At 67.2% G+C, this 20659-nt stretch carries 16 protein-coding genes; 2 read left to right on the forward strand and 14 right to left on the reverse strand.

What is annotated here, in order from left to right; genetic code table 11:
* Positions 1 to 126: 126 nt before the first annotated feature.
* From OIU93_RS04895 to OIU93_RS04945, 11 genes are all read right to left on the reverse strand, one after another.
* A complete protein-coding gene (locus tag OIU93_RS04895) occupies positions 127 to 669 on the reverse strand; it encodes a shikimate kinase (RefSeq protein ID WP_264268968.1) in 543 nt (180 codons plus the stop codon).
* Positions 666 to 1868, reverse strand: coding sequence for a chorismate synthase (aroC, locus tag OIU93_RS04900; protein ID WP_264268969.1), 1203 nt, complete (start codon positions 1866 to 1868; stop codon positions 666 to 668). Before aroC ends, OIU93_RS04895 begins: the two co-directional genes overlap by 4 nt.
* Positions 1869 to 1900: 32 nt before the next feature.
* Entirely contained in the window at positions 1901 to 2815 is a 915-nt protein-coding gene (locus OIU93_RS04905; protein WP_264268970.1) for a shikimate dehydrogenase, read from the reverse strand.
* The gene (gene mltG, locus OIU93_RS04910) at positions 2812 to 4920 is read right to left on the reverse strand and encodes an endolytic transglycosylase MltG (protein ID WP_264268971.1); all 2109 of its coding nucleotides are present in this window, start codon (positions 4918 to 4920) and stop codon (positions 2812 to 2814) included. Before mltG ends, OIU93_RS04905 begins: the two co-directional genes overlap by 4 nt.
* A gap of 172 nt (positions 4921 to 5092) precedes the next feature.
* The gene (gene ruvX, locus OIU93_RS04915) at positions 5093 to 5605 is read right to left on the reverse strand and encodes a Holliday junction resolvase RuvX (protein WP_264268972.1); all 513 of its coding nucleotides are present in this window, start codon (positions 5603 to 5605) and stop codon (positions 5093 to 5095) included.
* Between the two features lie 17 nt (positions 5606 to 5622).
* Positions 5623 to 8304, reverse strand: a complete 2682-nt coding sequence (alaS, locus tag OIU93_RS04920) for an alanine--tRNA ligase (RefSeq protein WP_264268973.1) — start codon at positions 8302 to 8304, stop codon at positions 5623 to 5625.
* Positions 8305 to 8454: 150 nt separating this feature from the next.
* Complete coding sequence (locus OIU93_RS04925; protein WP_264268974.1) at positions 8455 to 8688, reverse strand: hypothetical protein; 234 nt, start codon at positions 8686 to 8688, stop codon at positions 8455 to 8457.
* 110 nt (positions 8689 to 8798) lie between these two features.
* Complete coding sequence (locus OIU93_RS04930; RefSeq protein ID WP_264269198.1) at positions 8799 to 9170, reverse strand: DUF948 domain-containing protein; 372 nt, start codon at positions 9168 to 9170, stop codon at positions 8799 to 8801.
* Positions 9171 to 9328: 158 nt separating this feature from the next.
* Entirely contained in the window at positions 9329 to 9955 is a 627-nt protein-coding gene (gene rpsD / locus OIU93_RS04935; protein ID WP_264268975.1) for a 30S ribosomal protein S4, read from the reverse strand.
* Positions 9956 to 10197: 242 nt separating this feature from the next.
* Complete coding sequence (locus OIU93_RS04940) at positions 10198 to 11823, reverse strand: replication-associated recombination protein A (RefSeq protein ID WP_372342870.1); 1626 nt, start codon at positions 11821 to 11823, stop codon at positions 10198 to 10200.
* Between the two features lie 263 nt (positions 11824 to 12086).
* Positions 12087 to 13793 carry an HNH endonuclease signature motif containing protein gene (locus OIU93_RS04945; RefSeq protein WP_264268976.1) on the reverse strand — a complete coding sequence of 569 codons (1707 nt, stop codon included), beginning with the start codon at positions 13791 to 13793 and terminating at the stop codon, positions 12087 to 12089.
* Positions 13794 to 13983: 190 nt separating this feature from the next.
* Here OIU93_RS04945 and dtd point away from each other — a divergent pair, with 190 nt between their 5' ends.
* Complete coding sequence (gene dtd, locus OIU93_RS04950; RefSeq protein ID WP_264268977.1) at positions 13984 to 14424, forward strand: D-aminoacyl-tRNA deacylase; 441 nt, start codon at positions 13984 to 13986, stop codon at positions 14422 to 14424.
* Between the two features lie 129 nt (positions 14425 to 14553).
* Here the strand turns inward: dtd and OIU93_RS04955 are convergent, their stop codons facing one another.
* From OIU93_RS04955 to hisS, 3 genes are all read right to left on the reverse strand, one after another.
* Entirely contained in the window at positions 14554 to 14880 is a 327-nt protein-coding gene (locus OIU93_RS04955) for a PadR family transcriptional regulator (RefSeq protein ID WP_264268978.1), read from the reverse strand.
* A gap of 455 nt (positions 14881 to 15335) precedes the next feature.
* Positions 15336 to 17138, reverse strand: a complete 1803-nt coding sequence (aspS, locus tag OIU93_RS04960; protein ID WP_264268979.1) for an aspartate--tRNA ligase — start codon at positions 17136 to 17138, stop codon at positions 15336 to 15338.
* A 227-nt stretch (positions 17139 to 17365) separates the two neighbouring features.
* Positions 17366 to 18712, reverse strand: a complete 1347-nt coding sequence (gene hisS, locus OIU93_RS04965) for a histidine--tRNA ligase (RefSeq protein ID WP_264268980.1) — start codon at positions 18710 to 18712, stop codon at positions 17366 to 17368.
* Between the two features lie 264 nt (positions 18713 to 18976).
* Between hisS and OIU93_RS04970 the strand changes: the two genes are divergently transcribed.
* Complete coding sequence (locus OIU93_RS04970) at positions 18977 to 20629, forward strand: DUF349 domain-containing protein (protein WP_264268981.1); 1653 nt, start codon at positions 18977 to 18979, stop codon at positions 20627 to 20629.
* Positions 20630 to 20659: the final 30 nt, after the last annotated feature.

Here is a 20659-nt window from a genome sequence, read left to right on the forward strand (position 1 = left end):
CCTTCGGCGCGAGAGTGAAAACGCGTCACCCCGTCATCGCGGGTGACTGGCTAGCCGTGCTCGGGGCGCGTCGTTGCGTCCGTTGCCAAATTTAAGCGTACGTGTTGAGGCCTGCCAGATGGGGTTTCAGTGTCCGGCATCACGGTAGGCAGTGAGGATGGACTCGGCGATTTCCTCCGTCGTCCGCCCCCTGGTGTCGATGCACATGCTGGCCGTGGCCTCGTAGAGTCCGCGGCGCTGGGCAAAGATCCGGATCCATGATTCCAGCGGCGAGTCGCCGAGCAGCGGCCGGGTCAGGTCGGCACCGATGCGCGGGGCGACCGTGGCGGCATCGGTGAGCAGGTACACGCTGAATCCCGTGGCGATGACCGCCCGGTTTTGGGCCGAAAGCACTGCGCCTCCCCCGGTGGCCACGACGGCCGGCGCGGCACCCTCGGCCGCGCCGTCGCCATGCCGGGCGGGGCGCACGGCATCGGCCAGTGCCTGGGTCTCGAAGCGGCGGAATCCCGCTTCGCCGTGGGCGGCGAAGATGTCGGGGATCGGGCCGTGGGCGGCGATGACGCGCGCATCGGTGTCGACCAGGGTGCTGCCCAGAAGGCGCGCGAGGATCGCCCCGATGGCGCTCTTGCCACTGGCCATCGGCCCGATCAGGAAGATCGGGGTGCTCATGGAAGGCGGACCGACCCCAGGTTCTGCGGGATGGCCCCGAGGTAGTTTTCCAGGTTCCGCTTGACCTCGGTGAGCGAGTCGCCGCCGAACTTTTCCAGCATGGCCTGGGCGAGCACCAGGGCGACCATGGCCTCGGCGACCACGCCGGCGGCCGGGACCGCACAGACATCAGAGCGCTGGTGGTGCGCGGTGGTTGCCTCGCCGGTGGCGGTGTCGATGGTGCGCAGCGCGCGCGGGACGGTGGCGATCGGCTTCATGGCCGCGCGCACGCGCAGCACGTCGCCGATGCTCATGCCGCCCTCGATGCCGCCGGCCTTGTTGCCCGAACGGTCGATGACGCCGTCTACCCCGCGCACGATCTCGTCGTGGGCGGCCGAGCCGCGGCGGGAGGCGGTGAGGAAGCCGTCGCCGACCTCCACGCCCTTGATCGCCTGGATGCCCATGAGGGCACCGGCAAGGCGCGCGTCCAGGCGGCGGTCCCAGTGCACGTAGGAACCCAGGCCCGGGGGCAGGTTGTAGGCCAGCACCTCGACGATGCCGCCGAGGGTCTCGCCCTCCTTGTGGGCGGCGTCGACCTCCGCGACCATGGCCTCGGAGGTGTCCGCGTCAAAGCAGCGCAGCGGATCGGCATCCAGCGCGCGGACGTCGGCCGCGCGCGGCAGCCGGGCACCTTCCGGGGAGGCGACGCTGCCGACCGAGACGGTGTGGGAGACCAGTTCGACGCCCAGCTGGGCCAGGAAGTTCGCGGCCACCGAGCCCAGCGCCACGCGGGCGGCGGTCTCGCGGGCCGAGGCGCGCTCGAGGACCGGGCGGGCGTCGTCGAAGCCGTACTTCTGCATGCCGGTGAAGTCGGCATGTCCGGGGCGCGGGCGGGTCAGCGGCGCGTTGCGCGCCATCGAGGCCAGTTCCTCGGGGTCCACCGCGTCGGGGTTCATGACCTTTTCCCACTTGGGCCACTCGGTGTTTCCCACCTCGATGGCCACCGGGCCGCCCTGGGTGATCCCGTGGCGCACCCCTCCCATGAAGGAGACCTGGTCCTGCTCAAACTTCATCCGGGCACCGCGGCCGTAGCCCAGGCGCCGGCGCGCGAGGGCATCGCGCACATCCTGTGAAGAGATGGCAATGCCCGCGGGCAGTCCCTCGATAATTCCAACCAATGCGGGGCCGTGTGATTCGCCCGCCGTCAACCAACGCAACATGCACTCCATCCTGCCATGTACCCGTGCTCCGATTAGGGCCGGGATAGCCCCACTGCGTCGCACATCACATTTGTGACGTGGGCCCAGTCGGCGTCCTGAATTCCTGAAAAGTACTTGACCTGTTCCACGCCCTGGTGCACCAGCATCGACATCCCGGACACGACGGCGCCGCCGGCAGCCTCCCAGGCGGCGGCGATCGCCGAGGGCCACGGGTCGTAGGCGACATCCAGCAATACGGCACCGGGGGCCAGCACGCCTGACCGAACAGGGGTCAGGCCAAGTCCCAGCGGGGAGATAAGCGTGTCCGCGGCATGGGCGGGAAGTGTTGAGATGACGGACCCGTAGTCAGCCAGCCGGGCCGCGGCATCTGCAACTTCGACCGTGGCGCAGGCCAAGCCGAGCGTTTCGGCCAGGACCAGTGCGGCGGCGGCGCGCTGCGGGTTGCGGACCACCAGGTCCACGTGGGTGTACCCGAGCAGGGCGCAGGCTTCCAGCGCCGCCAGTGCGGTGTTGCCGGCACCCAGGATCGCGGCGCGGGGATTCTCCCGGGGCGCGTCGTCGCCACGGCGCGCGGGAAGGACATCCTCCATCGCACGCACGATCCCGTCGACGTCGGTGTTGTGCCCGGTCAGCCGAACGGAGCCGGCAAGGTGTTCGACCACCACGGTGTTCAGCGCACCCAGGCGCAGCACGCGCTCCGAGAGCACGTCCAAGTGCGGGATCAGCGCCGCCTTCAGCGGCATGGTGACAGAGACGCCGACCCAGCCGGGCTCCGTGCGCAACCGGGCAGCAAAGGACCCGGCTTCCTGCGGGAGCATGTCGATCGCGGTGTAGTCGATGTCCACTCCCAGCGCCCGGTAGGCCGCCGAATGCAGCAGCGGGGAGCGAGAGTGCCCGATCGGGTGGCCGAGCACCGCCGCACGGCACGCGGCCGCGGCGGAACTCACTTGCAAACGTCCGTGTTGGCGGCGCACCAGGCGCGGAATTCATTCTGGTTCACGCGGTGTTCGGCGTACGTCTTCGCGAACTTCGTCTCTCCGCTGTTGGTGTCCACCGTGACCCAGTAGTAGAAGTCGTTCGGCGTCGGGTGCGCCGCTGCCTTGATGGCCGAGTCTCCCGGGGAACCGATCGGCGTCGGCGGCAGGCCCTTGTGGATGTAGGTGTTGTAGGCGTTGCCCGCATCCTTCTTTTCCGCTTCGGTCATTTGCAGGCTGTACCTGTCCAGCCCGTAGATCACCGTCGAGTCGACCTGAAGCAGGCCGTTGGTCTCGGTGTTGTTGGTGTGCAGGCGGTTCTCCAGTGCCCCGGCCACGGTGCCGTAGTCGTTGGGCCGCGCCTCGGCCTGCAGGATCGAGGCGACTTGCAGCACGTGGTATTGCTGGGCGGCGTCGGTGATTCCGTTGTCAATCAGCGTCTTGGCGGTCGCATCGACCATCGCCTTGAGCACCGTCTTGGAATCGGTATCCAGCGGGAACCGGTATTCACCGGGGTGCAGGTATCCTTCCAGGTTCGGGACATCGGCACTGATGCCGAAGGCCGCGGGGTCCTCGGCGAGTCGCCGAAGTTCGTTGAGCGGCAGGTCGGTGGCCTCGGAAATATCCTCCAGCACCTGGTTCATGCGCGTGTTCTGCTTGATGGCCACGTAAGAGACCTTCGCGGCGGGTTCGCCGATCAGGATCTCGGCTGCTGACAGTGCCGGCATTTCGCGACGCAGCTCGTAGGTGCCCGGGTGGATCTCGCGGCTCTCGGCCTCCACCAGTTGGATGGCCTCGAGGAAGAGCTTGTCGCTGGCCACGATCTCCCGGCTTTCGAGTTCGCGGCCGATTTGCTGGGCCCCCCAGCCGGATTTCACCTCGAAGGTGACTGCCTCGCCACCGGGCGCCGGAAAGTCCGGGGGACTCAACCGGTCCAGGACTCCCTGAAGGAAGATCACGACGCCGAAGATGGCCGCGAAGAAGCCAAGGAGCACCGAGAACACGATCCAGTTGCGGCGGCGGCGGCGGGCCTTGCGGACCTGGGGGTCTGTCGCGGTGGAGGTCAGGAACAGGTTTTGGCGAGCGAACGGCTCGGCGGGGTCGACGGAGTTGTACCCCGGTTGAACGTGCCGGTCCACGGGTGCCTCGTCGACTCCGTCGTGGCGGGATTCGCCGGTGTGGTCGGTCTGCTCGGGGTGGGGTTCCGGATCCTCGTGGGAGGAATCCGCCACGGCGGCGTTTTCCGGCCTGCCCGCTGGCGCGGTCATTGTCGCGCCCATTGTCGCTGGCCGGGTTTCCCTGGCGGCAGGATCCGTTTTCACGACGGGGGGCTTGGAAGGGGCCGGGGGCGGAACCAGGGAATCGGCCGGGGCAGGAACCTTGGCCGGGGATGAATCGGGGACCTCTGCGATGTTCCGGCTCGCGGGCGGCTCCCGCCGCTCGGTTTGGTCAAAGGGCGTGTTCCGGGCGGGGTTGGCCTGATTACGGTCTTCCGCCGGCGGCGCGGCGGCAGCCGAAGCGGGGGTAATGGCACTTCGGGCGGCTGCCGACCTGTCGCGCAGCGGCGCCGCGTTGGCGCGAAGAGTCTGGCGGACGCGTTCTGCGGCGGCGCGCTGGGCCTCGATGGCCTCCTTGCGCGCACGCTGGGCACTCTGGGTCCGTGCCCGTTGGGCGGCGTCAAGAGCCTTGGTCCGCTCCCCCTCGGCCAGCACCCGGGCTTCCTCAAGTACCCGGAGTCGGGTTTCCTCCGCTTGCACCGCGTCCGTGGCCGCCTTGGATTCGGCTTTGGCCTTGGCGGCCTCATCGGCAGTGGTCGCCGCCCGGGATTCCGGATCAGGGGCCGCGCCGTGGTGGTGGGCCGAGCCATGGCGGTCGGGTTCCCGGGAGACGCTTCCGGCACCAGCCCTCGGGCCCGTGGCGGGCTCCGTGGATTTGCGCCGGCCAGTTTCCTGCTCCGGGACGGGGGGCTTTGCCGCACTGCGAGTGCGATCTTCCTCTTCGCGCGCGGCACGTGCTGCACGCCGGGGCGATACCCCGGATTCGCGGCGCGGAGAATCGTTGAACGATTCGTTAGTCATGCGGTATTCTCCCATGCCCGCAGGCAACGTAGTAGCCGAGGGGCGACGCAGGCCCACTTCTTCAGCCGATTGAGATCTCATGCGATCGTAACCCAAAGCGGGGTTTTCGGGCAGTACATCGCGGTCATCGGGCCTTGCCGGCCCCTGGCCGGGGGCGGCGCCTCGTCCCGGCTCAGTCGTCATCGCCGGTCCCCTGGATGTCGGGCGCCGCCAGCTGCCCCGGAGAGTGCTGGCCGTTGCGGCGCATTTCGAGGACCTGCTGGAGGATCTCCACCGCGGCGACCTGGTCAACGACTGCGCGGTGCTTGCGCCCGTCGAGTCCGGCTTCGTGCAGGGAACGGTGCGCACTGACGGTGGTCAGGCGTTCATCCACCAGTCGCACGTCCACGCTAGAACCGGAACGCATGAGCGCATTCGCCAAATCACGGGCATAATCACGCGCCATCCTGGTGGAAGCGGTTTCCCCGCCCGACATCGAGCGCGGCAGGCCCACAAAGATTTGTGCGGCCTCCCGCTCGGCGGCCAGCTTCACCAGTACGTAGATGTCGCTGGACTTCTTCACGTCGCGTTTCAGCGTCTTGACCGGGGTGGCGAGCATCCCGTCGCGGTCACTGGCCGCGACGCCGACGCGGGCCATGCCAACGTCGACGCCAAGCAGCACCCCGGGACGCGGGGTCGGTGCCAAGGGGCCGGGCGCCGAGGCTATGACAGCTCCTGGATCGAGCGGACCATGGCGTCAAGCGCCTCGGCGATCTTGGCCACGTCCTGGCCGCCACCCTGTGCCACGTCGTCCTTGCCGCCGCCTCCGCCGCCAAGGATCTTGGCCGCGGTGCGCACCAGGGCACCGGCCTTGGCACCCTTGGTGCGGGCCTCGTCGTTGGTTGCGACCAGTACCAGCGGGCGGCCGTTGGCCGCGCCGGCCAGCGCCACGGTGGACGCCTCCGAGCCAAGGCGGTCCCGCAGGTCGAGGGCCAGGGTGCGCAGGGCTTCGGCCGAGGGGACCTCTCCGGCATCGTGGGCCAGGACCTTGATCCCGTTGATCTCCCGTGCCTTGGCCACCAAGGCGCCCGCCTGGGCTGCAAGTTGCGCGCCGCGGAGCTTCTCGATTTCCTTTTCGGCGGTGCGCAGTTTCGCAACCGTGTCGGAAATGCGCTCGTTGAGCTGTGCGGCGGGGACCTTGAACATCGAGGAAAGCTCGGACACCAGGGCGCGCTCGGCAGCACCGTGGCGGAAGGCCTCCATGCCCACCAGTGCCTCGACACGCCGGTTGCCCGAACCCACGGAGGCTTCGCCCAACAGCGTCAGCGTGCCGATCTGCGCCGTCGCACCCACGTGGGTGCCACCGCAAAGCTCACGGCTCCATGCGTCGTTGATTTCCACCATGCGCACGGTGTTGCCGTACTTCTCGCCGAACAGGCTCATGGCACCCATGGCGCGGGCCTCTGCCAGCGGCATGACGTTGGTGTTCACCTGGTGGTTGTTGCGGATGGCCAGGTTCACGACCTCTTCGATCTCGTTGCGGGCAGCTGTGGAGAGCGCCTCGGTCCAGGAGAAGTCAAAGCGGAGGTATCCGGCCTTGTTGAAGGAACCGGACTGCAGGGCGTCGGGGCCCAGGATCTCGTGCAGTGCAGCATGGACCAGGTGGGTGGCGGAGTGCGCCTGTTCCCCGGAGTGGCGGCGTTGGCGGTCGACCTCGGCCAGCACGCTGGCGTTGGCGGGCAGTTCGCCCTCGCGCACGATCGCCTGGTGCACGTTCAGCCCGCGGATCGGGGCCTGCACGTCGAGCACCTCGAGCACGAAGCCGTCTCCGGTGATCAGTCCGACGTCGCCGGCCTGTCCGCCGGCCTCGGCGTAGAACGGGGTCTCGTTGAGAACCAGTTCGATCTGCTGGCCCTGTTCGGCCACCTCCACCAGGGAGCCGTTGTGCACGATGCCGCGCACGGTGGATTCGCTGGTCAGTTCCTCGTAGCCGGTGAAGATGACGTCGCCCGCATCGTGCAGTTGGGTAAAGACGGTCAGGTCGGCGTGGCCGGCCTTCTTTGCCTTGGCGTCCTTCTGCGCCCGGGTGCGCTGTTCGTTCATCAGCTCGCGGAACCTGGGCTCGTCAACGGCCAGGCCGGCCTCTGCGGCGATTTCCAGGGTGAGGTCGATCGGGAAACCGTAGGTGTCGTGCAGTGAAAACGCGTCCTCGCCGGAGAGAGAGCCGCCCTTGGACTTGGAGACCTCCAGTGCCTCTTCCAGGCGCGTGGTGCCGGAGGCGATGGTGCGCAGGAAGGCACGCTCCTCGGCGTACGCGATGCGGGCGATGCGCTCAAAGTCGGTTTCGACGATCGGGTAGACGCCCTTCATGGCGTCGCGGGAGACCGGCAGGAGCTCGGGGAGCACCGCGGTTTCCACGCCCATCAGGCGCATGGCGCGAACGGCGCGGCGGATCAGGCGGCGCAGCACGTAGCCGCGGCCCTCGTTGCCCGGGGAGACGCCATCGGAAATCAGCATCAGCGAGGAACGGATGTGGTCGGCGACCATGCGCATGCGCACGTCGTCGGCGTGGTGCGGGTCTGCGGGATCCTCGGTTGAGGTGTATGCCTTGCCCGAGAGCTCAGCTGCCTTGTCGAGCACCGGACGGACCTGGTCGGTCTCGTACATGTTCTCGACGCCCTGCAGGATGAGCGCGAGGCGCTCGAGTCCCAGGCCGGTGTCGATGTTTTTCTTGGGCAGTTCGCCCAGGATCTCGAAGCTGTCCTTGCCGGTGCCCTCGCCGCGCTGGTACTGCATGAACACGAGGTTCCAGATCTCGATGTAGCGGGTGTCGTCGGCCTCCGGGCCGCCCTCGATGCCGTACTCGGGTCCGCGGTCGTAGAAGATCTCCGAGCAGGGGCCGGCGGGGCCGGGCTGGCCGGTGGACCAGTAGTTGTCGGCCTTGCCCATCTTCTGGATGCGCTCTTCCGGGATGCCGATCTTGTCGCGCCAGATTTCCAGCGCCTCGGTGTCCTCGTGGTAGACGGTGATCCACAGCTTCTCGGCGGGCAGGCCGTAGCCGCCGTCCGCGACGGAGCTGGTCAGCAGCTCCCAGGCGTAGGAAATCGCGCCTTCCTTGAAGTAGTCCCCGAAGGAGAAGTTGCCGCACATCTGGAAGAAGGTGCCGTGGCGCACCGTCTTGCCGACCTCTTCGATGTCGCCGGTGCGGATGCACTTCTGCACCGAGGTGGCCCGGTTGAAGGGCGGCTCCTCGCGGGCGGTCAGGTACGGGATGAACGGCACCATGCCGGCGACGGTGAACAGCAACGACGGGTCGGAGGAGACCAGCGAGGCGCTGGGAACCGCGGTGTGGCCCTTCGACTCAAAGTAGTCGACCCACCGGCGTGCAATTTCCTGCGATTTCATCGTTCCTCTTCGATCCCTTCGTGCTTACGGGCGCTGTGCTCGGGTGTGGCGTACACGTGCCGCTCCCCCGGGGCCTATCGGCCGGGGAACCGCGTGGTGCCGGGAACCCCCATGGCGGAGGCGACCGGCACGCGTGCCACGAAAATAAGTCTAGTGGTGGCTTGGGCCGGGTGTTTCATCCAGGCCCAGGGCCTGGCGCAATTCCGTTTCGCGTTCATTCATGCCGGTGCGGAAGGCCTCGGCCAGTTCCTGCAGCGAATCGCCGATGCGCCCAACGGTGCGGTTCAGTCCGTCGGAGCTGGCAAGATCCCTGGCTTGGCCGAGCTTGCGGGCGGTCAGGACGCCGACGCCGATTCCGATGCCGACCCAGAATAGTTTCTTCATCTGCGGTTTCCTCGTTTCGTGGATGGTTGGTTCGTGCCCTGCCTGGTGCTGCTGCATGGCACGTACCGGCAGGCGGCCGCGACCGATGCCCTCGTTGCCGCGGGCAAGAATCAGCGCGAACGTCGTCCCTTGCCGCTCGGCTTGGTGTCGAGGACCGAACGGACCCCGGCGGTAAATGCCGCGACCTTGATCAGCGGCCTCCCGACGGTGGCTGCGGTCAAGGAGGACAAGGCGCTGATGTTCGCCGATGCGTCGGAGACGTGCGAGGTGATGCCGTCGACCTTGCGCAGCTGGTCGTTGGTGGTGGCCACGGTACTGGTGACCTCGGTCAGCAGCGGGGTCGTGCCGTCGGAGACGTCCTTCACTGCGGCGCGGAGCTCATCGAACACCTTGCCGAGCTTCCAGATGGGGATGGCAAGCAGTGCCACCAGCACGGCAAAAACGCCTGCCGCGATGAGTCCGGCGATATCCGACCCTGTCATGTGCTTTTCCTCTACGGTTGGTGACATGTGCTTTTCCACCTTACCGAAAGGTTGGCGATAGCACGGAACCGAAACGTCTTGGATAACACGAAGCCCGCGGCGCGTGGCCACGGGCTTCGTGTTGCAAGCTCAATTCGTTGGGCGTGAACCCGACGGATTTAGCGTGCGTAGTACTCGACGACGAGGTTCTCTTCGCAGGTTACGGGAACCTCGGAGCGCTTCGGCTTGCGGACGAGCTTGGCCTGAAGGGCTTCAAGCTTGACGTCCAGGTAGGCCGGAACGGCGGGGAGAACATCGCGGTGGGCGCCTGCAGCGGCGATCTGGAACGGGCCCATCTTTTCGCTACGCTCGTGAACGTGGATCAGCTGACCCTCGGACACGCGGTACGACGGACGGTCCACGCGCTGGCCGTTGACCATGATGTGGCGGTGCACAACCAGCTGACGGGCCTGGGCGATGGTGCGGGCGAAGCCTGCACGCAGAACCAAGGCATCCAGACGCATTTCCAGAAGGGCAACCAGGTTTTCACCGGTCAGGCCCGCAGTGCGCTTGGCTTCTTCGAAGGCACGGGTCATCTGTGCTTCGCGGATGCCGTACTGGGCGCGCAAACGCTGCTTTTCGCGAAGACGCACTGCGTAGTCGCTGTCCTGCTTCTTGCGGGCACGGCCGTGCTGGCCCGGACCGTAGGGACGACGCTCCATGTACTTTTCAGCTTTGGGAGTCAGGGCAAGGCCGAGGGCTCGCGAGAGGCGAACCTTGCGGCGGGCACGAGTGTTGTTAGCCACGAGTGTCCTTATCTTTTGTGAGCGGCTGTCATTGGGTCTGGCCTCCATGATGGAGAGTTGTGGGAAGCCGCTTCCCTATTCACTACAACTGCCACATTGCGCACCTTCCGAGACCGGGGTTTCGGATGGTGTGCAGTTGGACAGCTTGCCAGCCAAGGATCAATCCTACCACCGCCGCCAAACCCAACGTTAACCTTCGGAGGGTGGCGGGCATGTGAGATCTGTCCGCTGCCCACGATCGATCACTTCGTCCGGCGGTCCTTGGCCCGGATGATTCCGCGGATGCGTTCAACTCGCTCACCGATGGAACGTTCGGCCCCGTTGGCGGTGGGCTTGTAGTAATCGACCCCCAGCAGGTCATCGGGTGCATATTGCTGGGTGGCCACCGAATGCGGGGCGTCATGTGAATACTGGTAGCCCTTGCCGTGACCCAGCCCTTGGGCGCCGGCATAGTGGGCGTCGCGCAAATGCATGGGCACTCCCCTGCCGCGGCCGGCCCTGACATCCGCGACGGCGGCGTTGATGGCGTTGTAGGCGGCGTTGGACTTCGGAGCCGTGGCAAGGTGCACGACGGCGTGTCCCAGGATGAGCCGGGCCTCGGGCATGCCGATGAGCTGAACGGCCTGGGCCGCGGCGACGGCCGTCTGAAGGGCGCTGGGATCGGCCATGCCGATATCCTCCGACGCGCTGATCATGATGCGCCTGCCGATGAAGCGCGGGTCTTCCCCGGCCTCCAACATCTTTGCCAGGTAGTGCAGGGCCGCATCCACGTCCGAACCGCGGATGGACTTGATGAAGGCACTGATGATGTCGTAGTGCTGGTCCCCCGCCTTGTCGTAGCGCTGCACCGCTGCGTCCATGGCGCGTTCGGTGTGCTCGATGGTGATGATGATCTGGCCGGTGGGACTCAGTCCACCGCCATCGGGGGCCTCCTCGGCGGTGTCGGCCGCGGGCGTCTCGTCCGTGCCCGGATCGGCGTCACGGTCCCCGTCGCTGGTCTCGGCTTCCAGGCCACTGGCAGTGTCAGGATCCTGCGGTGCTCCGGGGGGTTCCTCCGCCGGGCCCTTCCCCGGCTGTGCGTCCGAAGGTTCCCCGGCGGATTCCGCCTCCGACTTCTGCGCGGTGCGGCGAGCCAGCAGTCCGTGTGACTCGGCGGCGCTCCAGGCCACTGCGGCGGCGGCCTCAAGGGCGGTCAACGCCCGGCGCGCATCCCCTCCGGCCATGCGCACCAAATGGTCTAGTGCCGCCGGGTCCAGAACCAGCTCGTCGTTGAATCCGCGTTCGTCGGCCAGGGCGCGAGTGATGAGCGCGGCAATGTCACCCTCCACCAGGGGGCGCAGCGTCAGTAGCAATGAGCGCGAGAGCAACGGGGAGACGACGGAGAACGACGGGTTTTCCGTCGTTGCCGCGACAAGTACGACCCAGCGGTTTTCCACCCCCGGCAACAGGGCGTCCTGCTGGGCCTTGTTGAAGCGGTGGATCTCGTCAAGGAACAGGACGGTGGTGAAGCCGCGCAAGTCGCGGTCCTCCAACGCCTGGTCCATGACGCGACGGACGTCCTTGACTCCGGCGGTGATGGCGCTGAGCTCGACGAAACGGCGGCCCGGGGCACGGGCAATCACGTGGGCGATGGTGGTCTTTCCGGTGCCGGGCGGACCCCAGAGGATGATGCTTGAGGGCCCGGAGGGGCCCGGCCCGTCGATGCCTGCCAGTTGGCGCAACGGGGAGCCGGCCTTGAGCAAGTGCTGCTGGCCAACCAGTTCCTCGACCGAGCGCGGGCGCATGCGTACCGCCAAGGGCGCGCGCGGGCGCACATGTTCTTCGTCGTTTTCCTCGTCGTCACCCAAGGCACTGAGCAGATCGTTCACTCCACCAGCCTAGTTCAGCATTGCCGCCGACGATTCCCCGCCCCCGATTAGGGTGGTTTTCCCCCTCGGCGGGGCTTGACGGGACCGTGGATGCATCGGTGCGCCCCAAAGCGTCTGACGGCGCTTCGTCGGCGGTAGGGCCCGGGTGCTGTCACATCAGTCCCAACGGCGGTGCTGGGGACAACCCCACCAGCAGGAAAGACAACACCCGGGAGTTTGGTGCGGCACGACCGGCGTGCCGCCGTCGCGAATCGCTGGCGGCCCTAGTCGAACAGGGGCGCCGTGAATCCGACGGTGCGAAGCTCGGGGTGCCAGTAAAGGTTCCGCTGCGGTGCGCCGCGAGGTTGTCCGTCGATGGCGATGACATAGGGAACACCATCGATCGACTTAAGCGTAATGAGTCCCGCATGCACCTGGACATGGTGGTATTCACACAGGAGTGCCGAATTTCCCACATTGGTTTCGCCGCCTTCGAGCCAGGGTATGACGTGGTGGCATTCGGAGGTCGAGGCGGGCCGCGTGCAGCCGGGCATGATGCACCCGCGATCCCTGATGGCGATGGCCTTGCGCTGGGCCTTGGAGAAGCCGCGGACTTCGCGGCCCAGGTCGAGGACCTCCCCGTTTTCTCCGAGGACAGCCGGCAGGATGTCGCCATTGCAGGCGAGTCTCCTGATGTTGGCCGCGGAGATGGGACGGTTGTGTGCGGTCAATCCCGCTTCTTCACACTGGCCCAGCAGGCTGCGGTAGCCGATCAGGACGCCGATCTTGACTCGCATGCCGCCGGTTTCGCTTATGTCGGTGCCGTTCAATGCTCCGGAGCATGCGGCAACGAGGGCATCGAGGAGCAGCTGCGGGCTGGTGCGTGGGTCCTGTGCCGTCAGGGCCGCGAGCCCCGGGCCTTCCGGGGGAAGTCCGCAGGCCATTCCACTCAGCGGGATGTCCTCGTCCCCGCCATCTGCTGGCACGGCCCACCCCGGTGCGGGTGCGCCCGCCGGGGAAAAGCGCGGGGTCCCGGTGGCGGCCCCACCGGCGGGGGCGGCAGTGTCGTCATCCGGGGCGGACGTGGCGGGACCGGGGTTCGTGGAGGCGGAGTACGGCGGGGCCTTCAGCGAGCGGGGATTGGTCCAAGCCTCGCCAAAGGCGACGATGGTTTCCGAGTCGAGGGGATCGCAGCGCAGCAGGTATTCGTCGCTGCCGTCACGGAATCCCCGGTAGAAGCAGCCCCGCCTGGCGCGGATTTCCTCATCGCTGAGGGGAGTCCCATTCTCGGCCAGGAAGCTGCCCCAGTCCTGCAGTGCCTTGCCGCACATCTTGGGCTCGCCGTTGCGTGCCTCATGGACCAGGGATTCCTCGATGGCGTTGTTGACCTTGCCGGCGTCGGGCCGCGGCTTGATGCGCGGCTGCATGGAGTCGAGCCGGCCGGCGACGGAAGCGAGGTTGCCGACGTCGGCGCTGCCGTCGGCGGCGGCCCTGGCCAGAATAGGGTAGCTGGGTGCCGCCGAGGGCCCGTCGTCGTTCACTGGTTTGGCCGGGGCCACCAGGAGCTTGGCGCCGGTGATGCGGCGTCGGCCATCGGAACTGGAAATATGCAGGTGCGCCTGCATATAGGCCAGGATGTTGCGGTGCGGCGCCATCCCGGGGCGCAATTGTTCGGTCGGGATGGCGGCGGTGCCCCTTGCCAGCTCCTCGGGGTGGGCCACGAGTTCGTCGATCTCCTGGGCGATGACAGGTTCAAGTCGGTGAACCTCGGCGGCTGCGGCGCGCTGGACGACCACGAGCTGGCCATAGGCGATGGCGCGGTGGCTGCGCTCGAGCAGGCCCATCATCGCCGCTCCGGAGGCCGCATCGAGCGCGACCTGTCCCAGCTGCGCGGTGACCTCGGACAGGGCAAGTGCCGCGGCGGCCATCTTCCGGCCAAGCTCCGCGGTCAACTCCTGCGCCGAAAGTGGTGCAGCTAGAGGTGTGCCCATGTCCACCAGTGTCCGCCTTCCGGCCCGCGCCTGCCCCGGGATCGTCCCGGTTGTGCGGGGAAGTGGGGCGGTGTCCCTGCGTCGCCCGAATGTGCCCGGGCCCGGGCAAAACGGTAGGCTCGCTACGTTCGGCGGCACTTGCGCGGCGAAAGTGCGCCGGGGCGATGGACAACGATGAGAAGGCGGATGAATGAAGGCTGTGTTGCAGGTGGTTTCCCGGGCCTCGGTCGAGGTTGGGGGTTTGGTGGTCGGGAAGATCGACGGACCCGGACTGGTGGTGTTGCTGGGCGTGACCCACGGCGACACCCCGGCGTTGGCGGCCAAGCTCGCGGCCAAGGTGTGGCGTCTGCGCATGCTGGAGAACGAGAAATCGTGCGAGGACCTGGGGGCGCCGTTGCTGGTCATCAGCCAGTTCACGCTGTATGGGGACGTGCGCAAGGGTCGGCGGCCCGGCTGGACCGCCGCGGCTCCCGGCGCGGTGAGCGAGCCGTTGTACGAGGAGTTCATGGATCAGCTCCGCAAGCTCGGGGCGCACGTAGAGTCCGGCGTTTTCGGCGCGATGATGGAGGTTTCGCTGGTGAATTCAGGACCGTACACCCTCATCGTCGACACCGACGACCTGCCCGGCTGAGCCGGTCACACCCCACCCGGCACCCTGGTCAATCCTGCTGAAGTACAAGGGGATCCCGGGCATCGGCAACGCGGAGGGCCGGCCGGGCTCGCCGGCACAACTGATGGACATCGACATTGGGGCACGTGATCATTCCCGCAGCACCGCGTCCTGGAAGAAGGCCCATAGTTCGCGTTGGGCGGCCAGATGGCCGCGACCGGTGCCGGTGAGCGTGTAGACCTTGCGGCCCGGTGCCCCGTCGCCGTCTTCCCAGATGCTGTCCATGAGTCCCGCAGCCTCCAGCTTGACCAGGGCCGGGTACAGCGTCGATCCCTTGATGGGAGAGAACCCGCGCGCTTCGAGCATCCGCTCCAATGCATAGCCGTGGTTGGGTCCTGCCTCCAGCGCATCGAGCAGGCTCAAGGGCAGCAGCGCCCGTTGCCACGCACCGGGAAACGCCTTGTCGTTGCTCAGCATGACCGCTCCCCCGCCCTGCGGCGTTGTTCGGCACCATGATTCGGGGCGAAACGGCGTGAGGACGCCGGGATCAAGGGGTTCATGTCGTGGCCTTTCTGTGGAGGCGAGGTACCGCCATGACGCACGCCGCCAAAAGACGGACTAAGTCAAAAATTTATCTAGATAATTAATATTACTAAGGTTGTCCACTTTTCGCACCTGTTTTCCACGCCTTCCTTCACATGTCGTCAGCGCACGGCAAGGGTGCGACAGCACCGCCAGCGCCGGGCACAACAAATCGGTCGCCGACAAGGCGACGTTTCCATTCCCAAGACCCCCCGCCACGCCCGCCGGATTTGCCCTGGCCTGCCGCTTGACACCCTGCCGCTCCCCCGCGCAAAACCTCACTGGCAAGCAAGAGGGCGCCCACCGTGATGGTGGACGCCCTCCCGGCAACCGCTTAAGAGCGGTGCGGACTACTTGGCTTCGGCCGGGGCAGGCTCGTTGGAGTCGGCCTTCTTGGCCTCCGGCTTCGAGTCGACGCCGGCCTCCTTGCGCTGCTGGGCCGTGATCGGAGCCGGAGCGGACGTCAGCGGATCAAATCCACCACCGGTCTTCGGGAAGGCGATGACGTCGCGGATCGAGTCCGAGCCGGTGAGCAGCTGCAGCACGCGGTCCCAGCCGAAGGCGATTCCTCCGTGCGGCGGGGCGCCGTACTTGAAGCCTTCGAGCAGGAAGCCGAACTTCGTCTGTGCCGCTTCCTGGTCAAGGCCCATCATCTTGAACACGCGCTCCTGCAGGTCGCGCTGGTGGATACGGATCGAGCCGCCACCGATTTCGTTGCCGTTGCAGACAATGTCGTAGGCGTAGGAGAGTGCGTTCTCCGGGTCGGTGTCGAAGGTGTCCATGAATTCTGGCTTCGGGGAGGTGAAGGCGTGGTGAACGGCGGTCCAGGCGCCGGACCCGACGGCCACGTCGCCCGAGGCGACAGCTGCAGCGGCGGGCTCGAACATCGGTGCGTCGACGACCCAGACGAATGCCCAGTCGCCTTCCTTGATCAAACCGGTGCGGTGGCCGATTTCCACGCGGGCGGCGCCGAGCAATGCGCGTGCCTCGTTCTTGGAACCGGCGGCGAAGAAGATGCAGTCGCCGGGCTTGGCTCCGGTGGCCTCGGCCAGGCCGGCGCGCTCAACGTCGGTCAGGTTCTTGGCAACGGGGCCGGCAAGTTCGCCGTCCTCCTTGTAGAGCACGTAGGCAAGGCCCTTGGCGCCGCGCTGCTTGGCGAATTCCTGCCAGCCGTCCAGGGTGCGGCGGGGCTGGGAGGCGCCGCCGGGCATGACCACGGCACCGACGTGCGGGGCCTTGAAGACGCCGAACTCGGTGTCCTTGAAGAACTCCGTCATGTCGGTCAGCTCGAGGCCGAAGCGCAGGTCCGGCTTGTCCGAACCGTACTTGGCCATGGCCTCGTGGTAGGTGATGCGGGCGATCGGCGTCGGGATCTCGACGTCGATCAGCTTCCACAGTTCCTTCACCAGGGCCTCGCCCACGGCGATGATGTCGTCCTGCTCGACGAAGGAGGCCTCGATGTCCAGCTGGGTGAACTCCGGCTGGCGGTCCGCGCGGAAGTCCTCGTCGCGGTAGCAGCGGGCGATCTGGTAGTACTTCTCAAAGCCACCGACCTGCAAAAGCTGCTTGAACAGCTGCGGGGACTGCGGCAGGGCGTACCAGGATCCGGGGGCCAGGCGGGCCGGGACCAGGAAGTCGCGGGCGCCCTCGGGGGTGGAACGGGTCAGCGTCGGGGTCTCGATTTCCACGAAGCCGTCGTCGTGCAGCAGGTTGCGGGCAATCCGGTTGGCCTCGGAGCGCAGGCGGATGTTGCGGTTCGGGGTGGGGCGGCGCAGATCCAGGTAGCGGTGGCGCAAGCGCGCCTCCTCGCCGACCTCGACGTGCTCGTCGATCTGGAACGGCAGCGGCGCGGCGGTGTTCAGCACGACGACGGATTCAGCGATGACTTCGATCTCGCCGGTGGCCAGCGCCGGGTTCTCGTTGCCCTCGGGGCGGCGCTCGACCTTGCCGGTGATCTGCAGGACGAATTCGTTGCGCAGCGGGTGGAAAACCTCTTCCTCGCGCACCACGACCTGGGCGAAGCCCGAGGCGTCGCGCAGGTCAAGGAAGGCGACCCCGCCGTGGTCGCGGCGGCGGGCCACCCAACCGGTGAGGGTGACGGTTTCTCCGATGTGCTCGGCGGTCAAGGTGCCGAGCTGATGAGTGCGTAGCACTGCATTCCTTTCTACAAAGGTGCAAATTTCCGCGTGGGTTTCCGGTCACGGGCGGGCGCCCGCGGCACGGGCGCACCCCCCATGGGGAGCGCGGAATTGGGAAGAATCTATGTGCGAGTTTACCGGCATGCGGTCGGTGGCAACCACGGAACCGGGAAAGGTGTGTGCCGAGTCACGAAAGCGGGGGCAGGCGGCACCCGCTTTCGTGACTCGGCAGAGAGGTTTTGCTAGGCCACGGCCGGGGCCGGCGCGCCCACCAGGTTGTTGAGGTCCTCGGCCGCAGGGGTCCACAGGGCCGGGTCCGCCGTTTCCTGGGCCCCGGTGCGGATGTCCTTGACCTCGTGGGTGCCCTCGGCGGTGGTGAACCAGACGAAGGGGATGCCGCGCTTGTCCGCGTACTTGATCTGCTTGCCGAACTTCTCCGCCTTGGCGGCAACTTCGCAGGCAATGCCGCGGGAGCGCAGCTCGGCGGCCACGTCCTGGGCATCGTTCCAGGAATCGTCGTTGGCCAAGGTGACATACACGGCGCTGGGCACCGAACGTGCAGCTACGGCGGTGTTCTCGGCGAGCATGCGCGAAACCAGGCGGGTCACCCCGATGGACAGCCCGACGCCCGGGTAGTTCTTCTTGCCGGTGGAGGCCAGGGATTCGTAGCGCCCGCCGGAGCAGATCGAGCCGAGCGATTCGTGGCCGACCAGGACCGTCTCGTAGACGGTGCCGGTGTAGTAGTCCAGGCCGCGGGCGATGGACAGGTCGGCGACGACCTTGCCCGGGGCGCGCAACACGGCTGCCTCGATCACCTGCGTGAGCTCGTCAAGGCCCTCTTCCATGAGCGGGTGGGTGACACCCAGTGCGCGGACCTGCCCGACGAAGGAGACATCTGCTGTGCAGATCTGCGCCAGTGCCAGGGCAGCGGCAGCCTGCTCGTCGTTGGCGCCGAGCTCGGTCTTGAGCAGCTCGGCCACCTTCTCGGCACCGATCTTCTCCAGCTTGTCAATGGAGCGCAACACGCCGGCGGTGTCCTCGAGCCCCAGGCCAAGGTAGAAGCCCTCGGCGAGCTTGCGGTTGTTCACGCGCAGGCGGAAGTCCCCGATGGGCAGGGCGGAAAGTGCCTCGGCGATGACCAGGGCCAGTTCCACGTCGTAGCGGAAGGGCAGTTCTCCGTCGCCCACCACGTCGATGTCGGCCTGGGTGAATTCGCGGAATCGGCCGTCCTGCGGGCGTTCGCCGCGCCAGACCTTCTGCATCTGGTAGCGGCGGAACGGGAAGGCCAGGTGTCCGGCGTTTTCCACCACGTAGCGGGCGAAGGGGACGGTCAGGTCGAAGTGCAGGGCCAGCGCGTTGGGGTCGTGCTTGGCGGATTCCTCGGCGGCCAGGCGGGAGAGTCCGTAGACTTCCTTGTCGATCTCGCCCTTGCGCAGCAGCTGTCCGACGGTTTCCACGGCGCGGGTCTCGATGTTGCCGAACCCATGCAGCTCGAAGATCCGACGCAGCGTGTCCAATACATGCTGCTCCACCGCACGCTCCTGCGGGAGCCATTCGGGGAAGCCGGATAGTGAGGCCTTGCGTGCCATGAAGTCTGTACTCCTAGTGAGGGGGAAAACTGGTTGGTTGCCACGGACCGCGGGCCGTCGGTCCGAGGGATTCGGCCATCGGCGGCGGGCACGTAGGGAACCAAGTCTAATGGCGCGCCACTGCGCCGATGGCGAAACGACGCGAATGCGTCAGGGTTTTGCGGCGCAGGAGTACCGGCGGTTGGGACATGGCGGGTAAAGTGGCGGAGACAGTTGTGTCCCGGCGCATAACCGGGGCCGAACCTTAGCGAAAGAGTTTCAGCGGTGACCACCAGTCAGCAATCCGACGACAATCTCCAGCCAGCAGCAGCGGCCGAGGAGCAGCAAACCGAAAGCACGGTAGAGGCAACCCCGGTTGCCGAGCCCGAAGCTGCAGTGGAGGCACCGGAAACGGAAGCCCCGGCAGCGCAGGAAGCACCCGTTGCCGCGGCAACCCCGGTTGCAGAACCCGAAGCGGCAGCGGAGGCACCCGAAACGGAAGCCCCGGCAGTTGAGGAAGAAGCGGCCCAGGAAGCACCCGCCGCCGAGCCAACCCCGGCAGCAGCCAAGCCCGCTGCACATGCCGTGCCGACTCCGGCGGCCATGGCCCCGTCCGCGCGCCCATCGGGCAAGCACGCCGCGAAGGTCGCCACCCCCGTGGCCGCTCCCCCGACGTTTACCACCCCGCCGGAGGAAGCCGCCAAGTTCGGCCGCGTTTCCGAGGACGGCCATGTCTTCCTTCTCGTCGACGGCGCCGAGCACCCGGTCGGCCAGTACCCGGATGCCACCGCCGAAGAGGCCCTGGCCTACTTCGTGCGCAAGCACGACGAGGTCGTCTCCTCGCTCATGCTCCTGGAGCAGCGCGTCGCCGCCAAGGCCCCGAGCTCTGACATGAACAAGACCTTGGACCACCTCGCCGCCACGGTGGCCGAGCGTGCCATGGTCGGGGACATCCCGGCACTGGAAGCGCGCATCGAGACCGCCCGCGCCGCCGTCGCCGAACTGGTTGCCACCGAGCGCAAGGCCAATGAGGAGTTGCGCGCCACCGAGCTCGCCGCCCGCGAGGCCATCGTCGCCGAGGCCGAGGCGCTGGCCGCCACGGATCCGACGACCGTGCAGTGGAAGCAAGGCTCCAACCGCATGAACGACCTCTTCGACGCCTGGAAGACCGCCCAGAAGTCAGGCGTTCGCTTGGGACGATCCACCGAGGATTCCTTGTGGAAGCGCTTCCGCGGCGCCCGCACCACCTTCGACCGCCACCGCCGGGCCTACTTCTCGCAGCTCGATGCGACCAACTCCGAGGCCAAGGCCGCCAAGGAAGCATTGATCGCACGCGCCGAGGAACTCTCGCGTTCGACCGACTGGGGACCGACCGCCGGCGAATACCGTCGCCTGATGGACGAGTGGAAGGCCTCCAAGCGCGCTTCGCGCAAGGACGACGACGCCCTGTGGGCACGTTTCCGCGCCGCGCAGGACGTCTTCTTCGAGGCCCGCCAGTCCGCGAACGCCGCCATCGACGAGGAGTTCGGCGCGAACCTCATCGTCAAGGAGGCCCTGTTGGTCGAGGCCAAGGCCCTGTTGCCGATCAAGGACCTGGCCGCGACCAAGAAGTCGCTGGATTCGATCCGTGACCGCTGGGAGGCGGCAGGCAAGGTACCGCGTGCCGACATGCAGCGCGTGGAGTCCTCGCTGCGTCAAGTCGAAGAGGCTGTTCGCTCGGCAGAGGACGAGCAGTGGCGCCGGTCCAACCCGGAGACAAAGGCACGCTCGAACTCCATGCTGACCCAGCTCGAGGAGGCCATCGCCGGCCTCGAGGAGGACCTGGCCAAGGCAAAGGCCAAGGGCGTCGAGTCCAAGGTCAAGGCCGCCCAGGAAGCCCTGGATGCGCGTCGCCTGTGGCTCGAGACCCTGCAGAAGTCCTCCGCGGACTTCCAGTAACGGCACACACGCACTGCTCCGCCGGGCGGG

Origin of the sequence: Paeniglutamicibacter sp. ZC-3, from assembly GCF_025847175.2 — a bacterium.
In the GTDB taxonomy this organism is placed as follows: Bacteria; Actinomycetota; Actinomycetes; order Actinomycetales; family Micrococcaceae; genus Paeniglutamicibacter; species Paeniglutamicibacter sulfureus.

Coding starts and splice junctions, on each gene's coding strand:
- OIU93_RS04895 (WP_264268968.1), bottom strand. CDS start 669: ATGAGCACCCCGATCTTCCTGATCGGGCCGATGGCCAGTGGCAAGAGC.
- alaS (WP_264268973.1), bottom strand. CDS start 8,304: ATGAAATCGCAGGAAATTGCACGCCGGTGGGTCGACTACTTTGAGTCG.
- OIU93_RS04945 (WP_264268976.1), bottom strand. CDS start 13,793: ATGGGCACACCTCTAGCTGCACCACTTTCGGCGCAGGAGTTGACCGCG.
- OIU93_RS04955 (WP_264268978.1), bottom strand. CDS start 14,880: ATGCTGAGCAACGACAAGGCGTTTCCCGGTGCGTGGCAACGGGCGCTG.
- aroC (WP_264268969.1), bottom strand. CDS start 1,868: ATGTTGCGTTGGTTGACGGCGGGCGAATCACACGGCCCCGCATTGGTT.
- OIU93_RS04930 (WP_264269198.1), bottom strand. CDS start 9,170: ATGACAGGGTCGGATATCGCCGGACTCATCGCGGCAGGCGTTTTTGCC.
- mltG (WP_264268971.1), bottom strand. CDS start 4,920: ATGACTAACGAATCGTTCAACGATTCTCCGCGCCGCGAATCCGGGGTA.
- hisS (WP_264268980.1), bottom strand. CDS start 18,712: ATGGCACGCAAGGCCTCACTATCCGGCTTCCCCGAATGGCTCCCGCAG.
- dtd (WP_264268977.1), top strand. CDS start 13,984: ATGAAGGCTGTGTTGCAGGTGGTTTCCCGGGCCTCGGTCGAGGTTGGG.
- OIU93_RS04925 (WP_264268974.1), bottom strand. CDS start 8,688: ATGAAGAAACTATTCTGGGTCGGCATCGGAATCGGCGTCGGCGTCCTG.